The organism is Enterobacter cloacae complex sp. P29RS (assembly GCF_014893445.1).
Classification (GTDB): domain Bacteria; phylum Pseudomonadota; class Gammaproteobacteria; order Enterobacterales; family Enterobacteriaceae; genus Enterobacter; species Enterobacter intestinihominis.
This window is the reverse complement of the sequence record NZ_JADBPZ010000009.1, coordinates 95,153-113,589: the sequence shown is the minus strand read 5'-3', so window position 1 is coordinate 113,589 and position 18,437 is coordinate 95,153. Positions and strand designations below refer to the sequence as shown.

18 protein-coding genes are annotated in these 18,437 nt (G+C 57.6%); 15 read left to right on the top strand and 3 right to left on the bottom strand.

What is annotated here, in order from left to right; translation table 11 throughout:
• Nucleotides 1-117: 117 nt before the first annotated feature.
• Complete coding sequence (livJ, locus tag IM282_RS08990; RefSeq protein ID WP_015571474.1) at nucleotides 118-1,218, top strand: branched chain amino acid ABC transporter substrate-binding protein LivJ; 1,101 nt, start codon at nucleotides 118-120, stop codon at nucleotides 1,216-1,218.
• 200 nt (nucleotides 1,219-1,418) lie between these two features.
• Here livJ and panM read toward each other — a convergent pair whose 3' ends face one another.
• The gene (panM, locus tag IM282_RS08985; protein WP_022649664.1) at nucleotides 1,419-1,802 is read right to left on the bottom strand and encodes an aspartate 1-decarboxylase autocleavage activator PanM; all 384 of its coding nucleotides are present in this window, start codon (nucleotides 1,800-1,802) and stop codon (nucleotides 1,419-1,421) included.
• Nucleotides 1,803-2,226: 424 nt separating this feature from the next.
• On the opposite strand from panM, the gene livK reads away from it, so the two are divergent.
• The 10 genes from livK to ugpQ all read left to right on the top strand — a co-directional run bounded on the left by livK (nucleotide 2,227) and on the right by ugpQ (nucleotide 12,293).
• On the top strand, nucleotides 2,227-3,336 hold the full coding sequence (livK, locus tag IM282_RS08980; RefSeq protein ID WP_022649663.1) for a high-affinity branched-chain amino acid ABC transporter substrate-binding protein LivK: 1,110 nt from the start codon (nucleotides 2,227-2,229) through the stop codon (nucleotides 3,334-3,336).
• 46 nt (nucleotides 3,337-3,382) lie between these two features.
• On the top strand, nucleotides 3,383-4,309 hold the full coding sequence (gene livH, locus IM282_RS08975) for a high-affinity branched-chain amino acid ABC transporter permease LivH (protein WP_022649662.1): 927 nt from the start codon (nucleotides 3,383-3,385) through the stop codon (nucleotides 4,307-4,309).
• Nucleotides 4,306-5,583, top strand: a complete 1,278-nt coding sequence (locus tag IM282_RS08970; RefSeq protein WP_006812275.1) for a high-affinity branched-chain amino acid ABC transporter permease LivM — start codon at nucleotides 4,306-4,308, stop codon at nucleotides 5,581-5,583. The genes livH and IM282_RS08970 overlap by 4 nt, the downstream gene beginning before the upstream one ends.
• Nucleotides 5,580-6,347: a high-affinity branched-chain amino acid ABC transporter ATP-binding protein LivG gene (gene livG / locus IM282_RS08965; RefSeq protein ID WP_022649661.1), complete on the top strand. Its 768-nt coding sequence runs from the start codon at nucleotides 5,580-5,582 to the stop codon at nucleotides 6,345-6,347. The genes IM282_RS08970 and livG overlap by 4 nt, the downstream gene beginning before the upstream one ends.
• A gap of 1 nt (nucleotide 6,348) precedes the next feature.
• Nucleotides 6,349-7,062: a high-affinity branched-chain amino acid ABC transporter ATP-binding protein LivF gene (livF, locus tag IM282_RS08960; protein WP_023298801.1), complete on the top strand. Its 714-nt coding sequence runs from the start codon at nucleotides 6,349-6,351 to the stop codon at nucleotides 7,060-7,062.
• A gap of 246 nt (nucleotides 7,063-7,308) precedes the next feature.
• Nucleotides 7,309-8,625, top strand: coding sequence for a sn-glycerol-3-phosphate ABC transporter substrate-binding protein UgpB (gene ugpB / locus IM282_RS08955; RefSeq protein WP_022649659.1), 1,317 nt, complete (start codon nucleotides 7,309-7,311; stop codon nucleotides 8,623-8,625).
• A gap of 129 nt (nucleotides 8,626-8,754) precedes the next feature.
• Nucleotides 8,755-9,642, top strand: a complete 888-nt coding sequence (ugpA, locus tag IM282_RS08950) for a sn-glycerol-3-phosphate ABC transporter permease UgpA (protein ID WP_022649658.1) — start codon at nucleotides 8,755-8,757, stop codon at nucleotides 9,640-9,642.
• Nucleotides 9,639-10,484, top strand: coding sequence for a sn-glycerol-3-phosphate ABC transporter permease UgpE (gene ugpE / locus IM282_RS08945; RefSeq protein WP_023298800.1), 846 nt, complete (start codon nucleotides 9,639-9,641; stop codon nucleotides 10,482-10,484). The genes ugpA and ugpE overlap by 4 nt, the downstream gene beginning before the upstream one ends.
• A gap of 1 nt (nucleotide 10,485) precedes the next feature.
• Nucleotides 10,486-11,556 (top strand): sn-glycerol-3-phosphate import ATP-binding protein UgpC, encoded by a 1,071-nt coding sequence (locus IM282_RS08940; protein WP_192970330.1) that lies wholly within the window; start codon nucleotides 10,486-10,488, stop codon nucleotides 11,554-11,556.
• Complete coding sequence (gene ugpQ, locus IM282_RS08935; protein WP_192970329.1) at nucleotides 11,553-12,293, top strand: glycerophosphodiester phosphodiesterase; 741 nt, start codon at nucleotides 11,553-11,555, stop codon at nucleotides 12,291-12,293. Before IM282_RS08940 ends, ugpQ begins: the two co-directional genes overlap by 4 nt.
• Here the strand turns inward: ugpQ and IM282_RS08930 are convergent.
• A complete protein-coding gene (locus IM282_RS08930) occupies nucleotides 12,283-12,654 on the bottom strand; it encodes a DUF2756 family protein (protein ID WP_023298798.1) in 372 nt (123 codons plus the stop codon). The two genes, ugpQ and IM282_RS08930, sit on opposite strands and share 11 nt — an antisense overlap.
• Nucleotides 12,655-12,776: 122 nt before the next feature.
• Between IM282_RS08930 and ggt the strand changes: the two genes are divergently transcribed.
• On the top strand, nucleotides 12,777-14,522 hold the full coding sequence (gene ggt / locus IM282_RS08925) for a gamma-glutamyltransferase (RefSeq protein WP_192970328.1): 1,746 nt from the start codon (nucleotides 12,777-12,779) through the stop codon (nucleotides 14,520-14,522).
• Between the two features lie 100 nt (nucleotides 14,523-14,622).
• Here ggt and yhhY read toward each other — a convergent pair whose 3' ends face one another.
• Complete coding sequence (yhhY, locus tag IM282_RS08920; protein WP_023298796.1) at nucleotides 14,623-15,111, bottom strand: N-acetyltransferase; 489 nt, start codon at nucleotides 15,109-15,111, stop codon at nucleotides 14,623-14,625.
• Nucleotides 15,112-15,368: 257 nt separating this feature from the next.
• On the opposite strand from yhhY, the gene IM282_RS08915 reads away from it, so the two are divergent.
• The 3 genes from IM282_RS08915 (at nucleotide 15,369) to gntR (ending at nucleotide 18,312) form a co-directional block, all read left to right on the top strand.
• Nucleotides 15,369-16,406, top strand: coding sequence for an oxidoreductase (locus tag IM282_RS08915; protein ID WP_022649651.1), 1,038 nt, complete (start codon nucleotides 15,369-15,371; stop codon nucleotides 16,404-16,406).
• A gap of 123 nt (nucleotides 16,407-16,529) precedes the next feature.
• Nucleotides 16,530-17,225: a pirin family protein gene (locus IM282_RS08910; protein ID WP_003861565.1), complete on the top strand. Its 696-nt coding sequence runs from the start codon at nucleotides 16,530-16,532 to the stop codon at nucleotides 17,223-17,225.
• A gap of 91 nt (nucleotides 17,226-17,316) precedes the next feature.
• Nucleotides 17,317-18,312: a gluconate operon transcriptional repressor GntR gene (gntR, locus tag IM282_RS08905; protein ID WP_003861567.1), complete on the top strand. Its 996-nt coding sequence runs from the start codon at nucleotides 17,317-17,319 to the stop codon at nucleotides 18,310-18,312.
• Nucleotides 18,313-18,437 lie beyond the last annotated feature (125 nt).

The following is an 18,437-nucleotide window of genomic DNA, read 5'->3' as shown; positions in this document are numbered from 1 at the left end:
GGTATGTTTTAGCAGAGTATGCTGAAAAAGCGCGAACAGCACGCCTATAATTGAAATAAAGCGCTACACAACAACATCACAACAATCGTTATAACCATAATAATGGGGAATCTCAGGATGAACATGAAGGGTAAAGCGTTACTGGCAGGATGTATCGCGTTGGCATTCAGCACTATGGCGCAGGCCGATATTAAAGTGGCCGTGGTGGGCGCGATGTCCGGTCCGGTAGCACAGTACGGCGACCAGGAATTTACGGGCGCGGAACAGGCGGTTGCAGACATTAATGCTAAGGGCGGCATCAAGGGCGAAAAGCTGCAAATCGTAAAATATGACGATGCCTGTGACCCGAAACAGGCGGTCGCGGTGGCGAACAAAGTGGTAAACGACGGGATCAAATACGTTATCGGTCACCTGTGCTCCTCTTCCACCCAGCCCGCGTCTGACATCTACGAAGACGAAGGCATTCTGATGATCACTCCAGCTGCGACGGCACCAGAGCTGACCGCGCGCGGCTATAAGCTGATCCTGCGTACCACCGGTCTGGACTCGGATCAGGGGCCAACCGCCGCGAAATACATTGTTGAAAAAGTGAAGCCGCAGCGCATCGCGATTGTTCATGACAAACAGCAGTACGGCGAAGGCCTGGCCCGTGCGGTGCAGGATAACCTGAAAAAAGCGAATGCCAACGTGGTGTTCTTTGACGGTATCACCGCCGGTGAGAAAGACTTCTCGACTCTGGTAGCGCGTCTGAAGAAAGAGAATATCGACTTCGTTTATTACGGCGGCTACCACCCGGAAATGGGGCAGATCCTGCGTCAGGCGCGTGCGGCGGGTCTGAAGACACAGTTCATGGGGCCAGAAGGCGTGGCGAACGTTTCCCTGTCTAACATCGCGGGTGAGTCTGCTGAAGGGCTGCTGGTGACCAAACCGAAAAACTACGACCAGGTGCCTGCGAACAAACCTGTTGTAGATGCCATCAAGGCGAAGAAACAGGATCCAAGCGGTGCGTTCGTCTGGACCACTTACGCAGCGTTGCAGTCTCTGCAAGCGGGCCTGAACCAGTCAGCCGATCCGGCGGAGATTGCCACCTGGCTGAAAGCGAACTCGGTGGAAACCGTGATGGGGCCGCTGTCCTGGGATGAGAAGGGCGACCTGAAGGGCTTCGAGTTCGGCGTGTTTGACTGGCATGCCAACGGCACGGCGACAGACGCCAAATAAAAGCAAAAAGGCAACGTAAGTTGCCTTTTTTAATGTTTTCTCCCTCTCCCCGTGGGAGAGGGCCGGGGTGAGGGCATCAGGCCGCACAGCCCCGCTTTTGCCCGGTGGCGCTTCGCTTACCGGGCCTACAATCAGCCTGGGAAAATGCGGCAGATAATGAATGTAGGCCGGGTAAGGCGCAGCCGCCACCCGGCTTTCTTTTAGCGCTTCTCCCACCCGTTCGCCTGCGCCGTAAACCCTAACGCCTGCATAAACGCCGCCATTACGCCGCGATCCTCCACGCCCACGTCGGCCATCCACCAGGAGGTCACGCTCGGGTTTTCGCGGATCACCTCTTCAATCAAATACTGCCCGACCCCGCGACGACGGGTCACGTCGCGCACGCGCAGGGAGTCCAGCGCCCCTTCCGTGCCGCTCAGCGTTACGCGGACGGCGGCCAGCAGGCGCTCGTTAAAGCGCGCGGCATAGATGCGGTGGTTCTCATCGACGGCCAGCGATGAAGAAGAATATTCCGGCCAGATCTTGCCCAGGTCGATATGATCCTGGTCGCTAAAGGTCACCAGACGCACGATAGTCAGTTTCATTAGCTGCTTGTCCAAATCAAAAAGAGTACGGCCAGTGTACTCAATTTAATTGCTCAGGCACTTTCTCTTTTTCTTCCCATTTACCAGGTGATTAGTTTTTTGGCAACGCGATGGGCAGTTTGAAAACACATGGATCGAAAAATAAGCAGAATTTTAACCTGAATGGTAGTGATTTATTCGGCGCTTTGTACCGTTATTTTATGCTGCAAACTGCGCTTTTATTTGTTTATCTCCGTCTGATTTCAGAATATTATCTTTGCTTAATCGCCTGAAAAATAGAGATATTAGTCTGGTTTTTGTTAAAAACCTGCGCTAAACCATTAAAGGCACTGGTAAAAATAGCGTTGTTCATTAAAAGTACAGAATGCTTTTTAACCATAATAAAACAAAATATAAACATCACTTCACGAATGGGGATTCTGAGATGAAAAGGAACGCGAAGACGTTAATCGCGGGGATGGTCGCACTGTCGATCTCGCATGCCGCTATGGCAGACGACATTAAAGTTGCGGTAGTGGGTGCGATGTCCGGCCCCGTTGCCCAGTGGGGCGATATGGAGTTCAACGGCGCGCGTCAGGCCATCAAAGATATCAATGCTAAAGGCGGCATCAAAGGCGACAAGCTGGTGGGCGTAGAGTATGACGACGCCTGCGATCCAAAACAGGCCGTCGCGGTCGCCAACAAAATCGTTAACGACGGTATCCAGTACGTCATCGGGCACCTGTGTTCCTCCTCCACGCAGCCTGCGTCTGATATCTACGAAGACGAAGGCATCCTGATGATCACCCCGGGCGCCACCAACCCGGAACTGACCCAGCGCGGTTACCAGCACATTATGCGTACCGCCGGTCTGGACTCCTCGCAGGGGCCAACCGCCGCCAAATACATCCTCGAAACCGTTAAGCCACAGCGCATTGCCATCATTCATGACAAACAGCAGTACGGTGAAGGCCTGGCGCGCTCCGTACAGGACGGCCTGAAAAAAGGCGGGGCGAATATCGTCTTCTTCGACGGCATTACCGCCGGTGAGAAAGACTTCTCCGCGCTGATCGCCCGCCTGCAAAAAGAGAATATCGACTTCGTTTACTACGGCGGCTACTACCCGGAAATGGGGCAGATGTTGCGCCAGGCGCGCGCCACCGGTCTGAAAACCCAGTTTATGGGGCCTGAGGGCGTCGGTAATGCCTCCCTGTCGAACATCGCGGGCGATTCTGCCGAAGGCATGCTGGTGACGATGCCAAAACGCTATGACCAGGATCCGGCGAATAAAGCTATCGTGGATGCGCTCAAGGCACAGAAGAAAGATCCGAGTGGCCCATACGTCTGGATCACCTACGCGGCCGTGCAGTCGCTGGCCACGGCCATGGATCGCACCGGCAGCAAAGAGCCGCTGGATCTGGTGAAAGATTTAAAAGCACACGGGGCGAACACCGTGATTGGGCCGCTGAACTGGGATGAGAAAGGCGATCTGAAGGGATTTGAATTTGGTGTCTTTAAGTGGCACGCCGACGGTTCGTCCTCGGTCGCCAAATAATAATCCCACCGCCCGGTTTACCGGGCGGATATAAAAAGGTTTGCATATGTCCGAGCAGTTTCTCTACTTTTTGCAGCAGATGTTTAACGGCGTCACGCTGGGAAGCACCTACGCGCTGATCGCCATCGGCTACACGATGGTTTACGGCATTATCGGCATGATTAACTTCGCCCACGGCGAGGTGTACATGATCGGTAGCTACGTCTCCTTTATGATCATCGCTGCGCTGATGATGATGGGCATCGACAGCAGCTGGTTGCTGGTGGCCGCCGGGTTTGTCGGCGCGATTGTGATTGCCAGCGCCTACGGCTGGAGCATCGAACGGGTGGCCTACCGGCCGGTGCGCAGCTCCAAGCGCCTTATTGCGCTGATCTCCGCCATCGGTATGTCCATCTTCCTGCAAAACTACGTCAGCCTGACAGAAGGTTCGCGTGACGTGGCGCTGCCAAGCCTGTTTAACGGCCAGTGGATTGTGGGGGCCAGCGAAAACTTCTCTGCCTCTGTCACCACCATGCAGCTGGTTATCTGGATTGTGACCTTCCTGGCGATGCTGGCCCTGACCGTTTTCATCCGCTACTCCCGCATGGGACGCGCCTGCCGCGCCTGCGCGGAAGACCTGAAGATGGCGAGCTTGCTCGGGATCAACACCGACCGCGTGATTGCCCTGACCTTCGTGATCGGTGCAGCGATGGCGGCGGTGGCGGGCGTGTTGCTCGGCCAGTTCTACGGCGTAATCAACCCGTACATCGGCTTTATGGCCGGGATGAAAGCCTTCACTGCCGCGGTATTGGGCGGTATCGGCAGCATTCCGGGCGCGATGATTGGCGGCCTGATTTTGGGCGTGGCCGAAGCGCTCTCCTCGGCGTACCTGAGCACCGAATATAAAGATGTGGTGTCGTTTGCCCTGCTGATTCTGGTTCTGCTGGTGATGCCTACCGGTATTCTGGGCCGTCCGGAGGTAGAGAAAGTATGAAACCGATGCATTTTGCGATGGCGCTGCTTTCTGCCGCCATGTTCTTCGTCCTGGCGGGCGTCTTTATGGGCGTCCAGTTAGGGCTGGACGGCACGAAGCTGGTGGTGGATACCGCCCCCGACATCCGCTGGCAGTGGGTGTTTATCGGTACTGGCGTGGTGTTCCTGTTCCAGCTGCTGCGTCCGCTGTTCCAGAAGACGCTGAAGAACGTCTCCGGGCCGAAATTCGTCCTTCCGGCGATCGACGGTACAACCGTGAAGCAGAAGCTGTTCCTTGTGGCGCTGCTGGTGGCTGCCGTGGCGTGGCCGTTTATGGTATCGCGCGGGACGGTGGATATTGCCACCCTGACCATGATCTACGTGATTCTGGGGCTAGGTCTGAACGTGGTGGTGGGGCTGTCTGGCCTGCTGGTGCTGGGCTACGGCGGGTTCTACGCCATCGGCGCGTACACCTTCGCGCTGCTGAACCATTATTACGGCCTCGGCTTCTGGACCTGTTTGCCGCTGGCGGGGCTGGTCTCTGCCGCCGCGGGCTTCCTGCTCGGCTTCCCGGTGCTGCGCCTGCGCGGTGACTACCTGGCGATTGTGACCTTAGGCTTCGGCGAAATCGTCCGTATCCTGCTGCTCAACAATACCGAAGTGACCGGCGGTCCGAACGGCATCAGCCAGATCCCGAAACCGACCTTCTTCGGCCTGGAGTTCAGCCGTACCGCCCGCGAAGGCGGCTGGGATACCTTCAGCAACTTCTTTGGCATCAAATACGACCCGTCCGACCGCGTGATCTGGCTCTACCTGGTGGCGCTGCTGCTGGTGGTGATTACCCTGTTTGTGATCAACCGTCTGCTGCGCATGCCGCTGGGCCGCGCATGGGAAGCGCTGCGTGAGGATGAGATCGCCTGCCGTTCCCTGGGCCTGAATCCGACCCGTATCAAGCTGACCGCGTTTACCATCAGCGCCGCGTTTGCCGGTTTCGCCGGAACGCTGTTTGCCGCGCGTCAGGGCTTCGTCAGCCCGGAATCGTTCACCTTTGCCGAATCGGCCTTCGTGCTGGCGATTGTGGTGCTCGGCGGGATGGGTTCCCAGTTCGCCGTGATCCTCGCGGCCATCCTGCTGGTGGTCTCGCGCGAGCTGATGCGCGACTTTAACGAATACAGCATGCTGATGCTGGGTGGCTTGATGGTGCTGATGATGATCTGGCGTCCGCAGGGCTTGCTGCCGATGACGCGTCCACAGCTGAAGCTTAAGAGCGCGGAAGCGAAAGGAGAGCAGGCATGAGTCAGCCATTATTATCCGTTAACGGTCTGATGATGCGTTTTGGTGGCCTGCTGGCGGTCAACAATGTGAATCTGGATCTGCACAAGAAAGAGATTGTCTCCCTGATTGGCCCGAACGGCGCAGGGAAAACCACAGTATTCAACTGCCTGACCGGTTTTTACAAGCCGACAGGTGGCACCATCATGCTGCGCGACCAGCACCTCGAAGGGCTGCCGGGCCAGCAGATTGCCCGCATGGGCGTGGTGCGTACCTTCCAGCACGTGCGTCTGTTCCGGGAGATGACGGTGATTGAGAACCTGCTGGTGGCGCAACATCAGCAGCTCAAAACCGGCCTCTTTTCCGGCCTGCTGAAAACCCCGGCCTTCCGCCGCGCGCAGGAGGAGGCGCTCGATCGCGCCGCCACCTGGCTCGACCGTATCGGCCTGCTCCAGCACGCCAACCGTCAGGCGAGCAACCTCGCCTACGGTGACCAGCGTCGCCTTGAGATCGTGCGCTGCATGGTGACCCAGCCGGAGATCCTGATGCTCGACGAACCGGCGGCGGGCCTTAACCCGAAAGAGACCAAAGAGCTGGACGAGCTGATTGCCGAGCTTCGCGATCATCACGACACCACCATCCTGCTGATTGAGCATGACATGAAGCTGGTGATGGGCATTTCGGACCGTATCTACGTGGTTAACCAGGGCACGCCGCTGGCGAACGGCACGCCGGAAGAGATCCGCAGCAACCCGGACGTGATCCGCGCATACCTTGGTGAGGCATAAGATGGAAAAAGCGATGTTAACGTTCGACAAGGTCAATGCGCACTACGGCAAGATCCAGGCGCTGCACGACGTCAGCCTGCATATCAATCAGGGCGAGATCGTCACCCTGATTGGCGCCAACGGCGCGGGGAAAACCACGCTGCTCGGCACCCTGTGCGGCGATCCGCGCGCCACCAGCGGGCGGATTGTGTTTGACGGCAAAGATATTACCGACTGGCAGACGGCTAAAATTATGCGTGAAGCGGTAGCGATCGTCCCGGAAGGGCGCCGCGTCTTCTCACGTATGACGGTGGAAGAGAACCTGGCGATGGGCGGTTTCTTCGCCCACCGGGATGAATACCAGACCCGCATCAAATGGGTATACGAACTCTTCCCGCGCCTGTGGGAGCGGCGAATTCAGCGCGCGGGCACCATGTCCGGCGGGGAGCAACAGATGCTGGCGATTGGCCGCGCGCTGATGAGCCAGCCGCGTCTGCTGCTGCTGGATGAACCGTCGCTCGGGCTGGCGCCTATCATCATTCAGCAGATTTTCGACACCATCGAGCAGCTGCGCAAAGAGGGGATGACCATCTTCCTCGTCGAGCAGAACGCCAACCAGGCGCTGAAGCTCGCTGACCGTGGCTACGTGCTGGAGAACGGCCGCGTGGTGCTCTCCGATACCGGCGATGCGCTGCTGGCGAACGAAGCGGTGCGGAGCGCGTATTTGGGCGGCTAAGCCGTCTGTATCGCCCGGTGGCGCTGCGCTTACCGGGCCTACGGATACCATGTAGGCCGGGTAAGGCGAAGCCGCCACCCGGCTTTTTTTCATATTAACCCCTTCACACAACCATCATCCCTCTGACGCCTGGCTGTCACCTATCTGTAAACAAACAGTTATTTTTCTGTCATTCGAGCATGTCATGTTACCTCGCGAGCACAAAACGCGTGATATCGCGCATCCGGCATAATAAGAGAGATGACAATGACATCGTTACGACACACAGCTTTGGGTCTGGCAATCGGTCTGGCTTTTGCGACGAACGCAATGGCTGTGACCACCATTCCGTTCTGGCATTCTATGGAAGGGGAGTTGGGTAAAGAGGTTGACTCCCTGGCGCAACGTTTCAACGACACCCACCCGGATTACAAAATTGTGCCGGTGTACAAAGGCAACTACGAGCAGAGCCTGAGCGCGGGCATCGCCGCCTTCCGTACCGGCAATGCGCCAGCCCTGTTACAGGTTTATGAGGTCGGCACCGCGACCATGATGGCCTCCAAAGCCATCAAGCCGGTCTATGAAGTGTTCAAAGACGCGGGCATCAACTTTGACGAATCCCAGTTCGTGCCGACCGTCTCCGGTTACTACACCGATTCCAAAACCGGCCACCTGCTGTCCCAACCGTTTAACAGCTCCACGCCAGTGCTGTACTACAACAAAGATGCCTTCAAAAAAGCCGGTTTAGATCCGGAACAGCCGCCAAAAACCTGGCAGGATCTGGCGGAGTACACCGCGAAGCTGAAAGCGGCGGGGATGAAGTGCGGCTACGCCAGCGGCTGGCAGGGCTGGATCCAGATTGAAAACTTCAGCGCCTGGCACGGCCTGCCGGTTGCCACCAAAAACAACGGCTTCGATGGCACCGACGCGGTTCTGGAATTTAACAAGCCGGAGCAGGTGAAGCACATCGCGCTGCTGGCCGATCTGAACAAGAAGGGCGACTTCAGCTATTTCGGGCGCAAAGACGAATCCACCGAGAAGTTCTACAACGGTGACTGCGCCATTACTACCGCGTCTTCCGGTTCGCTGGCGGACATCCGTCACTACGCCAAATTCAACTACGGCGTGGGCATGATGCCGTACGACGCTGATGTAAAAGGCGCGCCGCAGAACGCCATCATCGGCGGGGCGAGCCTGTGGGTGATGCAGGGTAAAGACAACGGCACCTACAAAGGCGTGGCCGAGTTCCTCGACTTCCTGGCGAAGCCGGAAAACGCCGCCGAGTGGCACCAGAAGACCGGCTACCTGCCGATCACCAAAGCCGCGTACGACCTGACCCGGGAGCAGGGCTTCTACAGCAAGAACCCGGGCGCGGACATCGCGACGCGTCAGATGCTGAACAAGCCGCCGTTGCCGTTCACCAAAGGCCTGCGTCTGGGCAACATGCCGCAGATCCGCACCATCGTTGATGAAGAGCTGGAAAGCGTCTGGACCGGGAAGAAAACGCCTCAGCAGGCGCTGGATTCAGCGGTAGAGCGCGGCAACCAACTGTTACGCCGCTTTGAGCAGTCGACGAAGTCTTAATTAAAATCTTACCCCTCACCCTAACCCTCTCCCCATAGGGGAGAGGGGACTGCACGGAGCCGTCTTTTCTCCCTCGCCCCTATGGGGAGAGGGCCGGGGTGAGGGGCGAAAACCTACTTGAGCTAACCTATGTCATCATCCCGTCCGGTGTTCCGTTCCCGCTGGCTGCCGTACCTGCTGGTCGCGCCGCAGCTGGTCATCACCGTTATCTTCTTTATCTGGCCTGCGGGCGAAGCGCTGTGGTACTCGGTACAAAGCGTCGATCCGTTCGGGCTTTCCAGCCAGTTTGTCGGGCTGGACAACTTTACCGCGCTGTTCCATGACAGCTACTACCTGGACTCCTTCTGGACGACGATCAAATTCAGCGCGCTGGTCACCGTCAGCGGTCTTGTCGCGTCGCTGTTCTTCGCCGCGCTGGTGGATTACGTAGTGCGCGGCAGCCGTCTGTATCAGACCCTGATGCTGCTGCCTTACGCTGTGGCTCCCGCCGTGGCCGCCGTGCTGTGGATCTTCCTGTTTAACCCGGGGCGCGGGCTGATTACCCACTTCCTGGGCGAGTTTGGCTACGACTGGAACCACGCCCAGAACAGCGGTCAGGCGATGTTCCTGGTGGTGTTCGCCTCGGTGTGGAAGCAGATCAGCTATAACTTCCTGTTTTTCTTCGCCGCGCTACAGTCTATCCCGCGTTCGCTGGTGGAGGCCGCCGCGATTGACGGCGCAGGGCCCGTTCGTCGCTTCTTCAAACTGTCGCTGCCGCTGATCGCCCCGGTGAGTTTCTTCCTGCTGGTGGTCAACCTGGTGTACGCCTTCTTCGACACCTTCCCGGTGATCGACGCCGCCACTGCGGGCGGTCCGGTACAGGCGACGACGACGCTGATCTACAAGATCTACCGCGAAGGCTTTGCCGGGCTTGATCTCTCTGCCTCTGCCGCCCAGTCCGTGGTGCTGATGTTCCTCGTCATCATCCTGACGGTGGTGCAGTTCCGCTATGTTGAAAGTAAGGTGCGCTACCAATGATTGAGAACCGTCGCGGGCTGACGATTTTCAGCCATACCCTGCTGATCCTGGGCATCCTCGTCATCCTGTTTCCACTGTACGTGGCCTTCGTCGCCGCCACGCTGGACACCAAAGCGGTGTTCGACACGCCGATGACGCTCGTCCCCGGCGGGCATCTTTTCGAGAACATGAAAACTATCTGGACCCAGGGCGTGGGGGCCAACAGCGCGCCGTTCTGGCTGATGATGCTCAACAGTTTCATCATGGCGTTCGGCATCACCGTCGGCAAAATCACGGTGTCGATGCTTTCGGCCTTCGCCATCGTCTGGTTCCGCTTTCCGCTGCGTAACCTGTTTTTCTGGATGATTTTCATCACCCTGATGCTGCCTGTAGAGGTGCGTATCTTCCCGACGGTGGAGGTGATCGCCAACCTGAAGATGCTCGACAGCTACGCGGGCTTAACCCTGCCGCTGATGGCCTCGGCGACCGCCACCTTCCTGTTCCGCCAGTTCTTTATGACCCTGCCGGATGAGCTGATTGAAGCCGCGCGTATTGACGGCGCCTCGCCGATGCGCTTCTTCCGCGACATCGTGCTGCCGCTGTCGAAAACCAACCTTGCGGCGCTGTTTGTGATCACCTTTATCTACGGCTGGAACCAGTACCTGTGGCCGCTGTTGATCGTTCAGGACGTCAACCTCGGCACCGCCGTGGCAGGCATCAAAGGCATGATCGCCACCGGCGAAGGCACCACCCTCTGGAACCAGGTAATGGCGGCGATGCTGCTCACCCTTATCCCCCCGGTCGTTATCGTTTTAGCCATGCAGCGTGCGTTTGTGCGTGGTTTAGTGGACAGTGAGAAATAAGATGGCAGGTTTAAAATTACAGGCAGTAACCAAAAGCTGGGACGGCAAAACCCAGGTCATTCAGCCGCTGACGCTCGACGTGGCGGACGGGGAATTTATCGTCATGGTCGGTCCGTCCGGCTGTGGGAAATCCACGCTGCTGCGCATGGTGGCGGGGCTGGAACGCGTGACGTCCGGGGATATCTGGATTGACCGCCAGCGCGTTACCGAGATGGAACCCAAAGATCGCGGCATCGCGATGGTGTTCCAGAACTACGCTCTCTATCCGCACATGAGCGTGGAAGAGAACATGGCCTGGGGGCTGAAAATTCGCGGCATGGGCAAAGGCCATATCGAGGAGCGCGTGAAAGAAGCCGCGCGCATTCTGGAGCTGGACGGCCTGCTCAAGCGTCGCCCGCGTGAGCTTTCCGGCGGCCAGCGTCAGCGCGTGGCGATGGGGCGCGCCATCGTGCGCGACCCGGCAGTCTTTCTGTTCGACGAACCGCTGTCAAACCTCGACGCCAAGCTGCGCGTGCAGATGCGCCTTGAGCTACAGCAGCTGCATCGCCGCCTGAAAACCACGTCCCTCTACGTGACCCACGATCAGGTAGAGGCCATGACTCTCGCCCAGCGCGTGATGGTGATGAACAAAGGCATCGCCGAGCAGATTGGCACCCCGGTGGAAGTCTACGAAAAACCGGCCAGCCGTTTTGTGGCGAGCTTTATCGGCAGCCCGGCGATGAACCTGCTGGACGGGCGGATCAATGCTGCAGGAACCCATTTTGAGCTGGAAAGCGGGATGGCGTTGCCGATCAACTGGTACTATCGTGGCTACGCCGGGCGTAAGATGACGCTCGGTATCCGCCCGGAGCATATTGGTTTGACGTCTCAGGCGGACGGCGGCGTGCCGCTGGTGATGGACACGCTGGAGATGCTGGGCGCAGACAACCTGGCGCACGGACGCTGGGGCGAACAAAAGCTGGTGGTGCGCCTGCCGCATCAGGAGCGCCCGAAGGTAGGCAGCACGCTGTGGCTGCATATGCCGGAAAATCACCTGCACTTATTTGACGGTGAAACAGGACAACGAGTATGAGCAACTGGCCTTACCCCCACATTGTCGCCCACCGTGGCGGCGGTAAACTGGCGCCGGAAAACACCCTGGCGGCAATTGACGCTGGCGCGCGCTACGGCCACACGATGATCGAGTTCGATGCCAAGCTGTCGAAGGACGGCGAAATTTTCCTGCTGCATGACGACAACCTTGAACGCACCAGCAACGGCTGGGGCGTGGCGGGCGAACTGCCGTGGCGCGATCTGCTGAAGGTGGATGCCGGAAGCTGGTTCAGCGGGGAATTCAAAGGTGAACCGCTGCCGCTGCTGGCGGAAGTGGCGGACCGCTGCCGCCAGCACGGCATGATGGCCAACATCGAAATCAAACCGACCACCGGCACCGGGCCGCTGACGGGCAAAGTCATCGCGCTGGCCGCGCGTGAGCTGTGGGAAGGGATGACGGTACCGCTGCTGTCGTCGTTTGACATCGACGCGCTGGAAGCGGCACAGGCGGCCGTACCAGAGCTGCCGCGCGGGCTGCTGCTGGATGAGTGGCGAGAAGACTGGCGCGCGCTGACTGCCCGCTTAGGTTGCGTGTCGATCCACCTCAACCATAAGCTGCTGGATGAAGCGCGCGTGATGCTGTTAAAAGAGGCCGGTCTGTATATCCTGGTCTACACCGTCAACAAACCCCAGCGTGCGGCCGAGCTGCTGCGCTGGGGCGTGGACAGCATCTGTACCGATGCGATTGACCAGATCGGGCCGAACTTTATTTATTAAGCATACTGCCGTTCTGCTGGGTCGGCAGCATATGCTGCTGACCGCTGCTTTGCGACACCCCGCCCCCTAACATCCCACCGTTTGAGTTTGACAGCGGCTGCTCGCGCATCTGGCCCTGCTGCACGCGCTGGGTATTAGCGTTCATCTGGTTTTGCAGGTGCTGTTGCTGCACCTGGGTCTGCGTCTTTAACTGCTGATTAAGCATCCCTTTCTGCTGCTGTTGCTGGCTCATCATCTCCGTCTGCATACGCTGCTGGCTCGGAATGACATAGCCCTGCTGGTTCGGGTTGTTCAGCGTGTTTATCGGCTGTGCGAGCGCGGCGAACGGAAGCAGCGCGATCAGGATCGGTAATCGTTTCATGGTTATCTCCTCCTTTGAGGCTTCTCTTAAGTTTATCCTGATTCCGGCATAACGATGATTTTTTAAGAGTTGTGAACCAGGCTTAAGCGGGGAATATAGGCCCCTTCACCTGGAGAACAATAATGATGAAACCAACCTTTTTGCGCTGGGTCGCCATCGCTGCGCTGATGGCAGGCGGCACATTTACCGTGGCGGCCAACCCGCCCGCCGCTCCTCCGGTCTCTTACGGCGTGGAGGAGGATGTTTTTCATCCCGAGCGGGCGACGCACGGCATGGTGGCCTCGGTTGACGCGCTGGCAACTCAGGTGGGCGTCGATATTCTTAAACAGGGCGGTAACGCGGTGGATGCGGCGGTCGCGGTCGGGTACGCGCTGGCGGTGACGCATCCACAGGCGGGGAACCTGGGCGGCGGCGGGTTTATGATGCTGCGCACGAAAGACGGTAAAACTACGGCCATCGACTTTCGTGAGATGGCACCGAATCAGGCCTCCCGCGATATGTTCCTCGACGATCAGGGCAATCCGGACAGTAAAAAATCCCTGACCTCGCACCTTGCCTCCGGCACGCCGGGCACCGTTGCGGGGTTCTCGCTGGCGCTGGAAAAATACGGCACGCTGCCGCTGAATAAAGTGGTACAGCCTGCCATCAGGCTGGCGCGCGACGGCTTCGTCGTCAACGACGCGCTGGCGGACGACCTCAAAACCTACGGCAGCGAAGTTATTCCCAATCATGAAAACAGCAAGGCTATCTTCTGGAAAGACGGCGAGCCGCTGAAAAAGGGCGATAAGCTGGTGCAGAAGAACCTCGCAAAAAGTCTCGAACTGATTGCCGAAAACGGTCCGGACGCCTTCTATAAGGGGCCGATTGCCGATCAAATTGCCGACGAGATGCAGAAGAACGGCGGGCTGATCACCAAAGCGGATCTGGCGGAATATAAGGCGGTGGAGCGCGAGCCGATTAGCGGCACCTATCGCGGCTACGAGGTCTTCTCCATGCCGCCGCCGTCCTCCGGGGGCATTCACATTGTGCAGATCCTCAATATTCTGGAAAACTTCGATATGCACAAGTTCGGCTTCGGTAGTGCCGATGCCATGCAGGTGATGGCGGAGGCGGAAAAGCGCGCCTACGCGGACCGCTCGGAATATCTTGGCGATCCGGATTTCGTGAAGGTGCCGTGGCAGGCGCTGACTAACAAAGCCTATGCCAAATCGATTGCCGATGAGATCGACATCAACAAGGCTAAACCGTCCAGCGAGATCCGCCCGGGCAAGCTGGCGCCGTATGAAAGTAACCAGACCACCCACTTCTCGGTCGTGGACAAAGACGGAAACGCGGTGGCGGTGACATACACGCTCAACACCACCTTCGGCACCGGGATTGTGGCGGGCAACAGCGGTATTTTGCTGAACAACGAGATGGATGACTTCTCGGCCAAGCCGGGCGTGCCGAACGTCTACGGGCTGGTCGGCGGCGATGCAAATGCGGTCGGGCCGAAGAAGCGCCCGCTGTCGTCCATGTCGCCCACCATCGTGGTGAAAGACGGCAAAACCTGGCTGGTGACCGGCAGCCCGGGCGGGAGCCGGATTATCACCACCGTGTTGCAAATGGTAGTGAACAGCATCGACTTTGGGATGAACGTCGCCGAAGCGACCAATGCGCCGCGTTTCCATCACCAGTGGCTGCCGGACGAGTTGCGCGTGGAGAAGGGCTTTAGCCCGGATACCCTCAAGCTGCTTGAGCAGCGCGGGCAGAAGGTGGCGGTGAAGGAGGCGATGGGCAGCACCCAGAGCATTATGGTCGGGCCGGACGGGGCACTGTTTGGCGCGTCGGATCCGCGGTCGGTGGATGATTTAACGGCGGGGTATTGAGGGCTCCCCTCACCCTAACCCTCTCCCCATAGGGGAGAGGGGATTGCACGGTGCGGTCTTTTCTCCCTCGCCCCTTCGGGGAGAGGGTCGGGGTGAGGGGTTACTTCATACGCGCCATATAATACGCGTCCACGTACTCGCCGTTGCGCAGGGCATAGCGCCTGCCGGTGCCTTCAATCTCAAACCCGTGCTTTTTGTACACCGCGATTGCCGGTGCGTTATCGACAAACACCGTTAACTCGATGCGGTCGACGCGCAGCCAGTTGTCGCACATATCAATCATGGTGCGTATCAGCGCGCTGGCGACGCCCCGGTTTTGCCACTGCGCACCCACACAAATTCCAAAATCGGCAACGTGGCTGCGGCGCGGACGCTGGGCTACGGCAATGCACAGATGCCCGGCGACGGTATCATCAATACAGGCGACAAGCTGCTTGATACCGGGCTGATCGGTTAGCCGGTCATGCCACATCTGCTCTGAGGGATGAGGAACCTGTAGCGTGTTGTGGTACACCTCCGGCTGGGCGTGGATCTGACGAATGGCGTCGTAATCTTTCGGTTCAGCGTGGCGTATCACTATCTCACTCATTCCTTGTTCCTCAGTCAGTTAAAAGTCCCTTCCAACATCAGTGACTTTAAAAGTTGAGTCAATCGCTATTTTTTGCAAAAAGTGTTGGACAAGTGCGAATGAGAATGATTATTATTGCTCTGCATTCAGGAAGACCTCCTACGGGAACCTGAAAGCACGACATTGCTCACATTGCTTCCAGTATTACTTTAGCCAGCTTCTCGCTGGCTTTTTTTTTGTTATGGTTAGACTCAGTAACCTTCCAAAAGGACTGAGCCATGACACTACATTGTGCATTTATTGGATTTGGCAAAAGCACCACGCGTTACCACCTTCCGTATGTTCTTAACCGAAAAGAGACCTGGCACGTGGCCCATATCTATCGCCGCCGCGCGAAGCCAGAAGAGCAGTCTCCGCAGTATTCCCATATTCATTTCACCAGCGATCTTGATGAAGTGTTAAATGATCCGCAGGTGAAGCTGGTGGTGGTCTGTACCCACGCCGACAGCCACTTTGACTACGCGAAACGCGCGCTGGAAGCGGGTAAAAACGTGCTGGTGGAAAAACCGTTCACCCCGACCATCGCCGAAGCGAAGGAACTCTTTGCGCTGGCGAAAAGCAAAGGCCTGACCGTCACGCCGTACCAGAACCGTCGCTTTGACAGCTGCTTCCTGACGGCAAAAAAGGCAATCGAAAGCGGCAAGCTCGGCGAGATCGTTGAAATCGAAAGCCACTTCGATTACTACCGCCCTGTGGCAGAAACCAAACCCGGCCTGCCGCAGGACGGTTCGTTCTACGGTCTGGGCGTACACACCATGGACCAGATCATCTCCCTGTTTGGCCGCCCGGACCACGTGGCGTACGACATCCGCAGCCTGCGCAATAAGGCCAATCCGGACGATACCTTCGAAGCACAGCTGTTCTACGGCGATCTCAAAGCCATCGTCAAAACCAGTCATCTGGTGAAAATCGACTACCCGAAATTTATCGTTCACGGCAAGAAAGGCTCCTTTATCAAGTACGGCATCGACCAGCAGGAGACCAGCCTGAAGGCCAACATCATGCCGGGCGAACCGGGCTTTGCGGCAGATGATTCCGTGGGCGTGCTGGAGTACGTGAACGACGAGGGCCTGACGGTCAGGGAAGAGCTGAAGCCGGAAACGGGCGATTATGGACGCGTCTACGATGCGCTGTATGAAACCCTCTCCAGCGGCACGCCGAATTACGTCAAGGAATCTGACGTTTTGACGAACCTGGAAATCCTTGAACGGGCCTTCGAACAGGCTTCCCCTGCCACGGTAACCCTCGCCAGATAAGCAAAAATGGCTCCTTTGCGCTTGTTCTAAATTTTTGAACAGAGGAGTCAATTTTCACCCTCTATGATCCCTGAGCGTTTGCGTCCACACTTACTCCATCGAAACGAACTGAGGGTGAAAACAATGATCTACTTACGCAAAGCAAACGAACGTGGTCACGCGAATCATGGCTGGCTGGACTCATGGCATTCATTCTCGTTTGCCGACTACTACGACCCGAACTTCATGGGCTTCTCCGCGCTGCGCGTCATTAACGACGACGTGATTGATGCAGGCCAGGGCTTCGGTACCCACCCGCACAAGGACATGGAAATCCTGACCTATGTGCTGGAAGGGGCGGTTGAGCACCAGGACAGCATGGGCAATAAAGAGCAGGTTCCGGCGGGCGAGTTCCAGATTATGAGCGCGGGGACCGGGGTGCGTCACTCTGAGTACAACCCGAGCAAAACGGAAAAACTGCACCTGTATCAAATCTGGATCATTCCAGAAGAGACCGGCATCACGCCACGCTACGAACAGCGCCGCTTCGATGCGAAACAGGGTAAACAGCTGGTGCTCTCCCCGGATGCGCGTGAAGGTTCCCTGAAAGTGCATCAGGATATGGAGCTGTACCGCTGGGCGCTGGCGAAAGATGAACAGTCTGTGCACCAGATCGCCGCCAACCGCCGCGTCTGGATCCAGGTGGTGAAAGGCGAGGTGTCCATCAACGGCACCAAAGCCACCACCGCCGATGGCCTGGCAGTCTGGGATGAGCAGGCGCTCTCCGTGCATGCCGACAGCGAAAGTGAAATTCTGCTGTTTGATCTGCCGCCGGTCTAAATAATTTCTCAACCTTCCCTTTAAACGGGGAAGGTTGAGCTTTGTCCGTGATAAACTGAGCAAATCTCTCACTTCAAGATTTCTCAGGACGATGAAAAAGAAACGCCCCGTACTTCAGGATGTCGCCGATCGCGTCGGTGTGACCAAAATGACGGTCAGCCGTTTTTTACGTAACCCGGAGCAGGTTTCCGTGGCGTTGCGTGGCAAGATTGCCGCCGCCCTTGATGAACTGGGTTATATCCCCAACCGCGCGCCCGATATTCTCTCTAATGCGACCAGCCGTGCGGTGGGCGTCCTGCTTCCTTCCTTAACCAACCAGGTTTTCGCTGAAGTGCTGCGTGGCATCGAAAGCGTGACCGATGCCTTTGGTTATCAGACCATGCTCGCCCACTATGGGTACAAGCCGGAACTGGAAGAGGAACGTCTTGAATCGATGCTTTCCTGGAACATTGACGGCCTGATTTTAACGGAACGTACTCACACCCCGCGCACGCTGAAAATGATTGAAGTGGCAGGCATTCCGGTGGTGGAGCTGATGGACAGCCAGTCGCCGTGCCTCGACATCGCCGTGGGGTTCGATAACTTTGAAGCGGCGCGTCAGATGACGGCGGCGATCATCGCCCGCGGTCATCGCCATGTGGCCTATCTGGGTGCGCGTCTGGATGAACGTACTATCATCAAACAGAAGGGATACGAGCAGGCGATGCTCGACGCCGGTTTAACCCCGTACAGCGTGATGGTGGAGCAATCTTCCTCTTATACGTCGGGTATTGAGCTGATGCGTCAGGCGCGACGCGAGTATCCGCAACTGGACGGTATTTTCTGTACCAACGATGACCTAGCGGTCGGCGCCGCGTTTGAGTGTCAGCGTCTGGGTTTAAAAATCCCGGATGATATGGCGATTGCCGGCTTCCACGGCCACGATATTGGCCAGGTGATGGAGCCGCGTCTGGCAAGCGTCCTGACCCCGCGTGAACGCATGGGCCGCATTGGTGCAGAACGCCTGCTGGCGCGCATTCGTGGTGAGGCAGTTACCCCTAAAATGTTAGATTTAGGTTTCACCTTGTCACCGGGTGGATCTATTTAATCCGACAAATTTGAAGTAGCTCACACTTATTCACTTCACGCACGTTTGGATATTGCTTCTCTTATGCCCCGGCAGGACAATGTTACCGATAACTGTTACCCGTAACAATTGACTGAGGGACACCC

Bases quoted from the DNA above. Each gene is read 5' to 3' on its own strand.
- livJ (WP_015571474.1), top strand. From the start codon at position 118: ATGAACATGAAGGGTAAAGCGTTACTGGCAGGATGTATCGCGTTGGCA.
- panM (WP_022649664.1), bottom strand. From the start codon at position 1,802: ATGAAACTGACTATCGTGCGTCTGGTGACCTTTAGCGACCAGGATCAT.
- livK (WP_022649663.1), top strand. From the start codon at position 2,227: ATGAAAAGGAACGCGAAGACGTTAATCGCGGGGATGGTCGCACTGTCG.
- livH (WP_022649662.1), top strand. From the start codon at position 3,383: ATGTCCGAGCAGTTTCTCTACTTTTTGCAGCAGATGTTTAACGGCGTC.
- IM282_RS08970 (WP_006812275.1), top strand. From the start codon at position 4,306: ATGAAACCGATGCATTTTGCGATGGCGCTGCTTTCTGCCGCCATGTTC.
- livG (WP_022649661.1), top strand. From the start codon at position 5,580: ATGAGTCAGCCATTATTATCCGTTAACGGTCTGATGATGCGTTTTGGT.
- livF (WP_023298801.1), top strand. From the start codon at position 6,349: ATGGAAAAAGCGATGTTAACGTTCGACAAGGTCAATGCGCACTACGGC.
- ugpB (WP_022649659.1), top strand. From the start codon at position 7,309: ATGACATCGTTACGACACACAGCTTTGGGTCTGGCAATCGGTCTGGCT.
- ugpA (WP_022649658.1), top strand. From the start codon at position 8,755: ATGTCATCATCCCGTCCGGTGTTCCGTTCCCGCTGGCTGCCGTACCTG.
- ugpE (WP_023298800.1), top strand. From the start codon at position 9,639: ATGATTGAGAACCGTCGCGGGCTGACGATTTTCAGCCATACCCTGCTG.
- IM282_RS08940 (WP_192970330.1), top strand. From the start codon at position 10,486: ATGGCAGGTTTAAAATTACAGGCAGTAACCAAAAGCTGGGACGGCAAA.
- ugpQ (WP_192970329.1), top strand. From the start codon at position 11,553: ATGAGCAACTGGCCTTACCCCCACATTGTCGCCCACCGTGGCGGCGGT.
- IM282_RS08930 (WP_023298798.1), bottom strand. From the start codon at position 12,654: ATGAAACGATTACCGATCCTGATCGCGCTGCTTCCGTTCGCCGCGCTC.
- ggt (WP_192970328.1), top strand. From the start codon at position 12,777: ATGATGAAACCAACCTTTTTGCGCTGGGTCGCCATCGCTGCGCTGATG.
- yhhY (WP_023298796.1), bottom strand. From the start codon at position 15,111: ATGAGTGAGATAGTGATACGCCACGCTGAACCGAAAGATTACGACGCC.
- IM282_RS08915 (WP_022649651.1), top strand. From the start codon at position 15,369: ATGACACTACATTGTGCATTTATTGGATTTGGCAAAAGCACCACGCGT.
- IM282_RS08910 (WP_003861565.1), top strand. From the start codon at position 16,530: ATGATCTACTTACGCAAAGCAAACGAACGTGGTCACGCGAATCATGGC.
- gntR (WP_003861567.1), top strand. From the start codon at position 17,317: ATGAAAAAGAAACGCCCCGTACTTCAGGATGTCGCCGATCGCGTCGGT.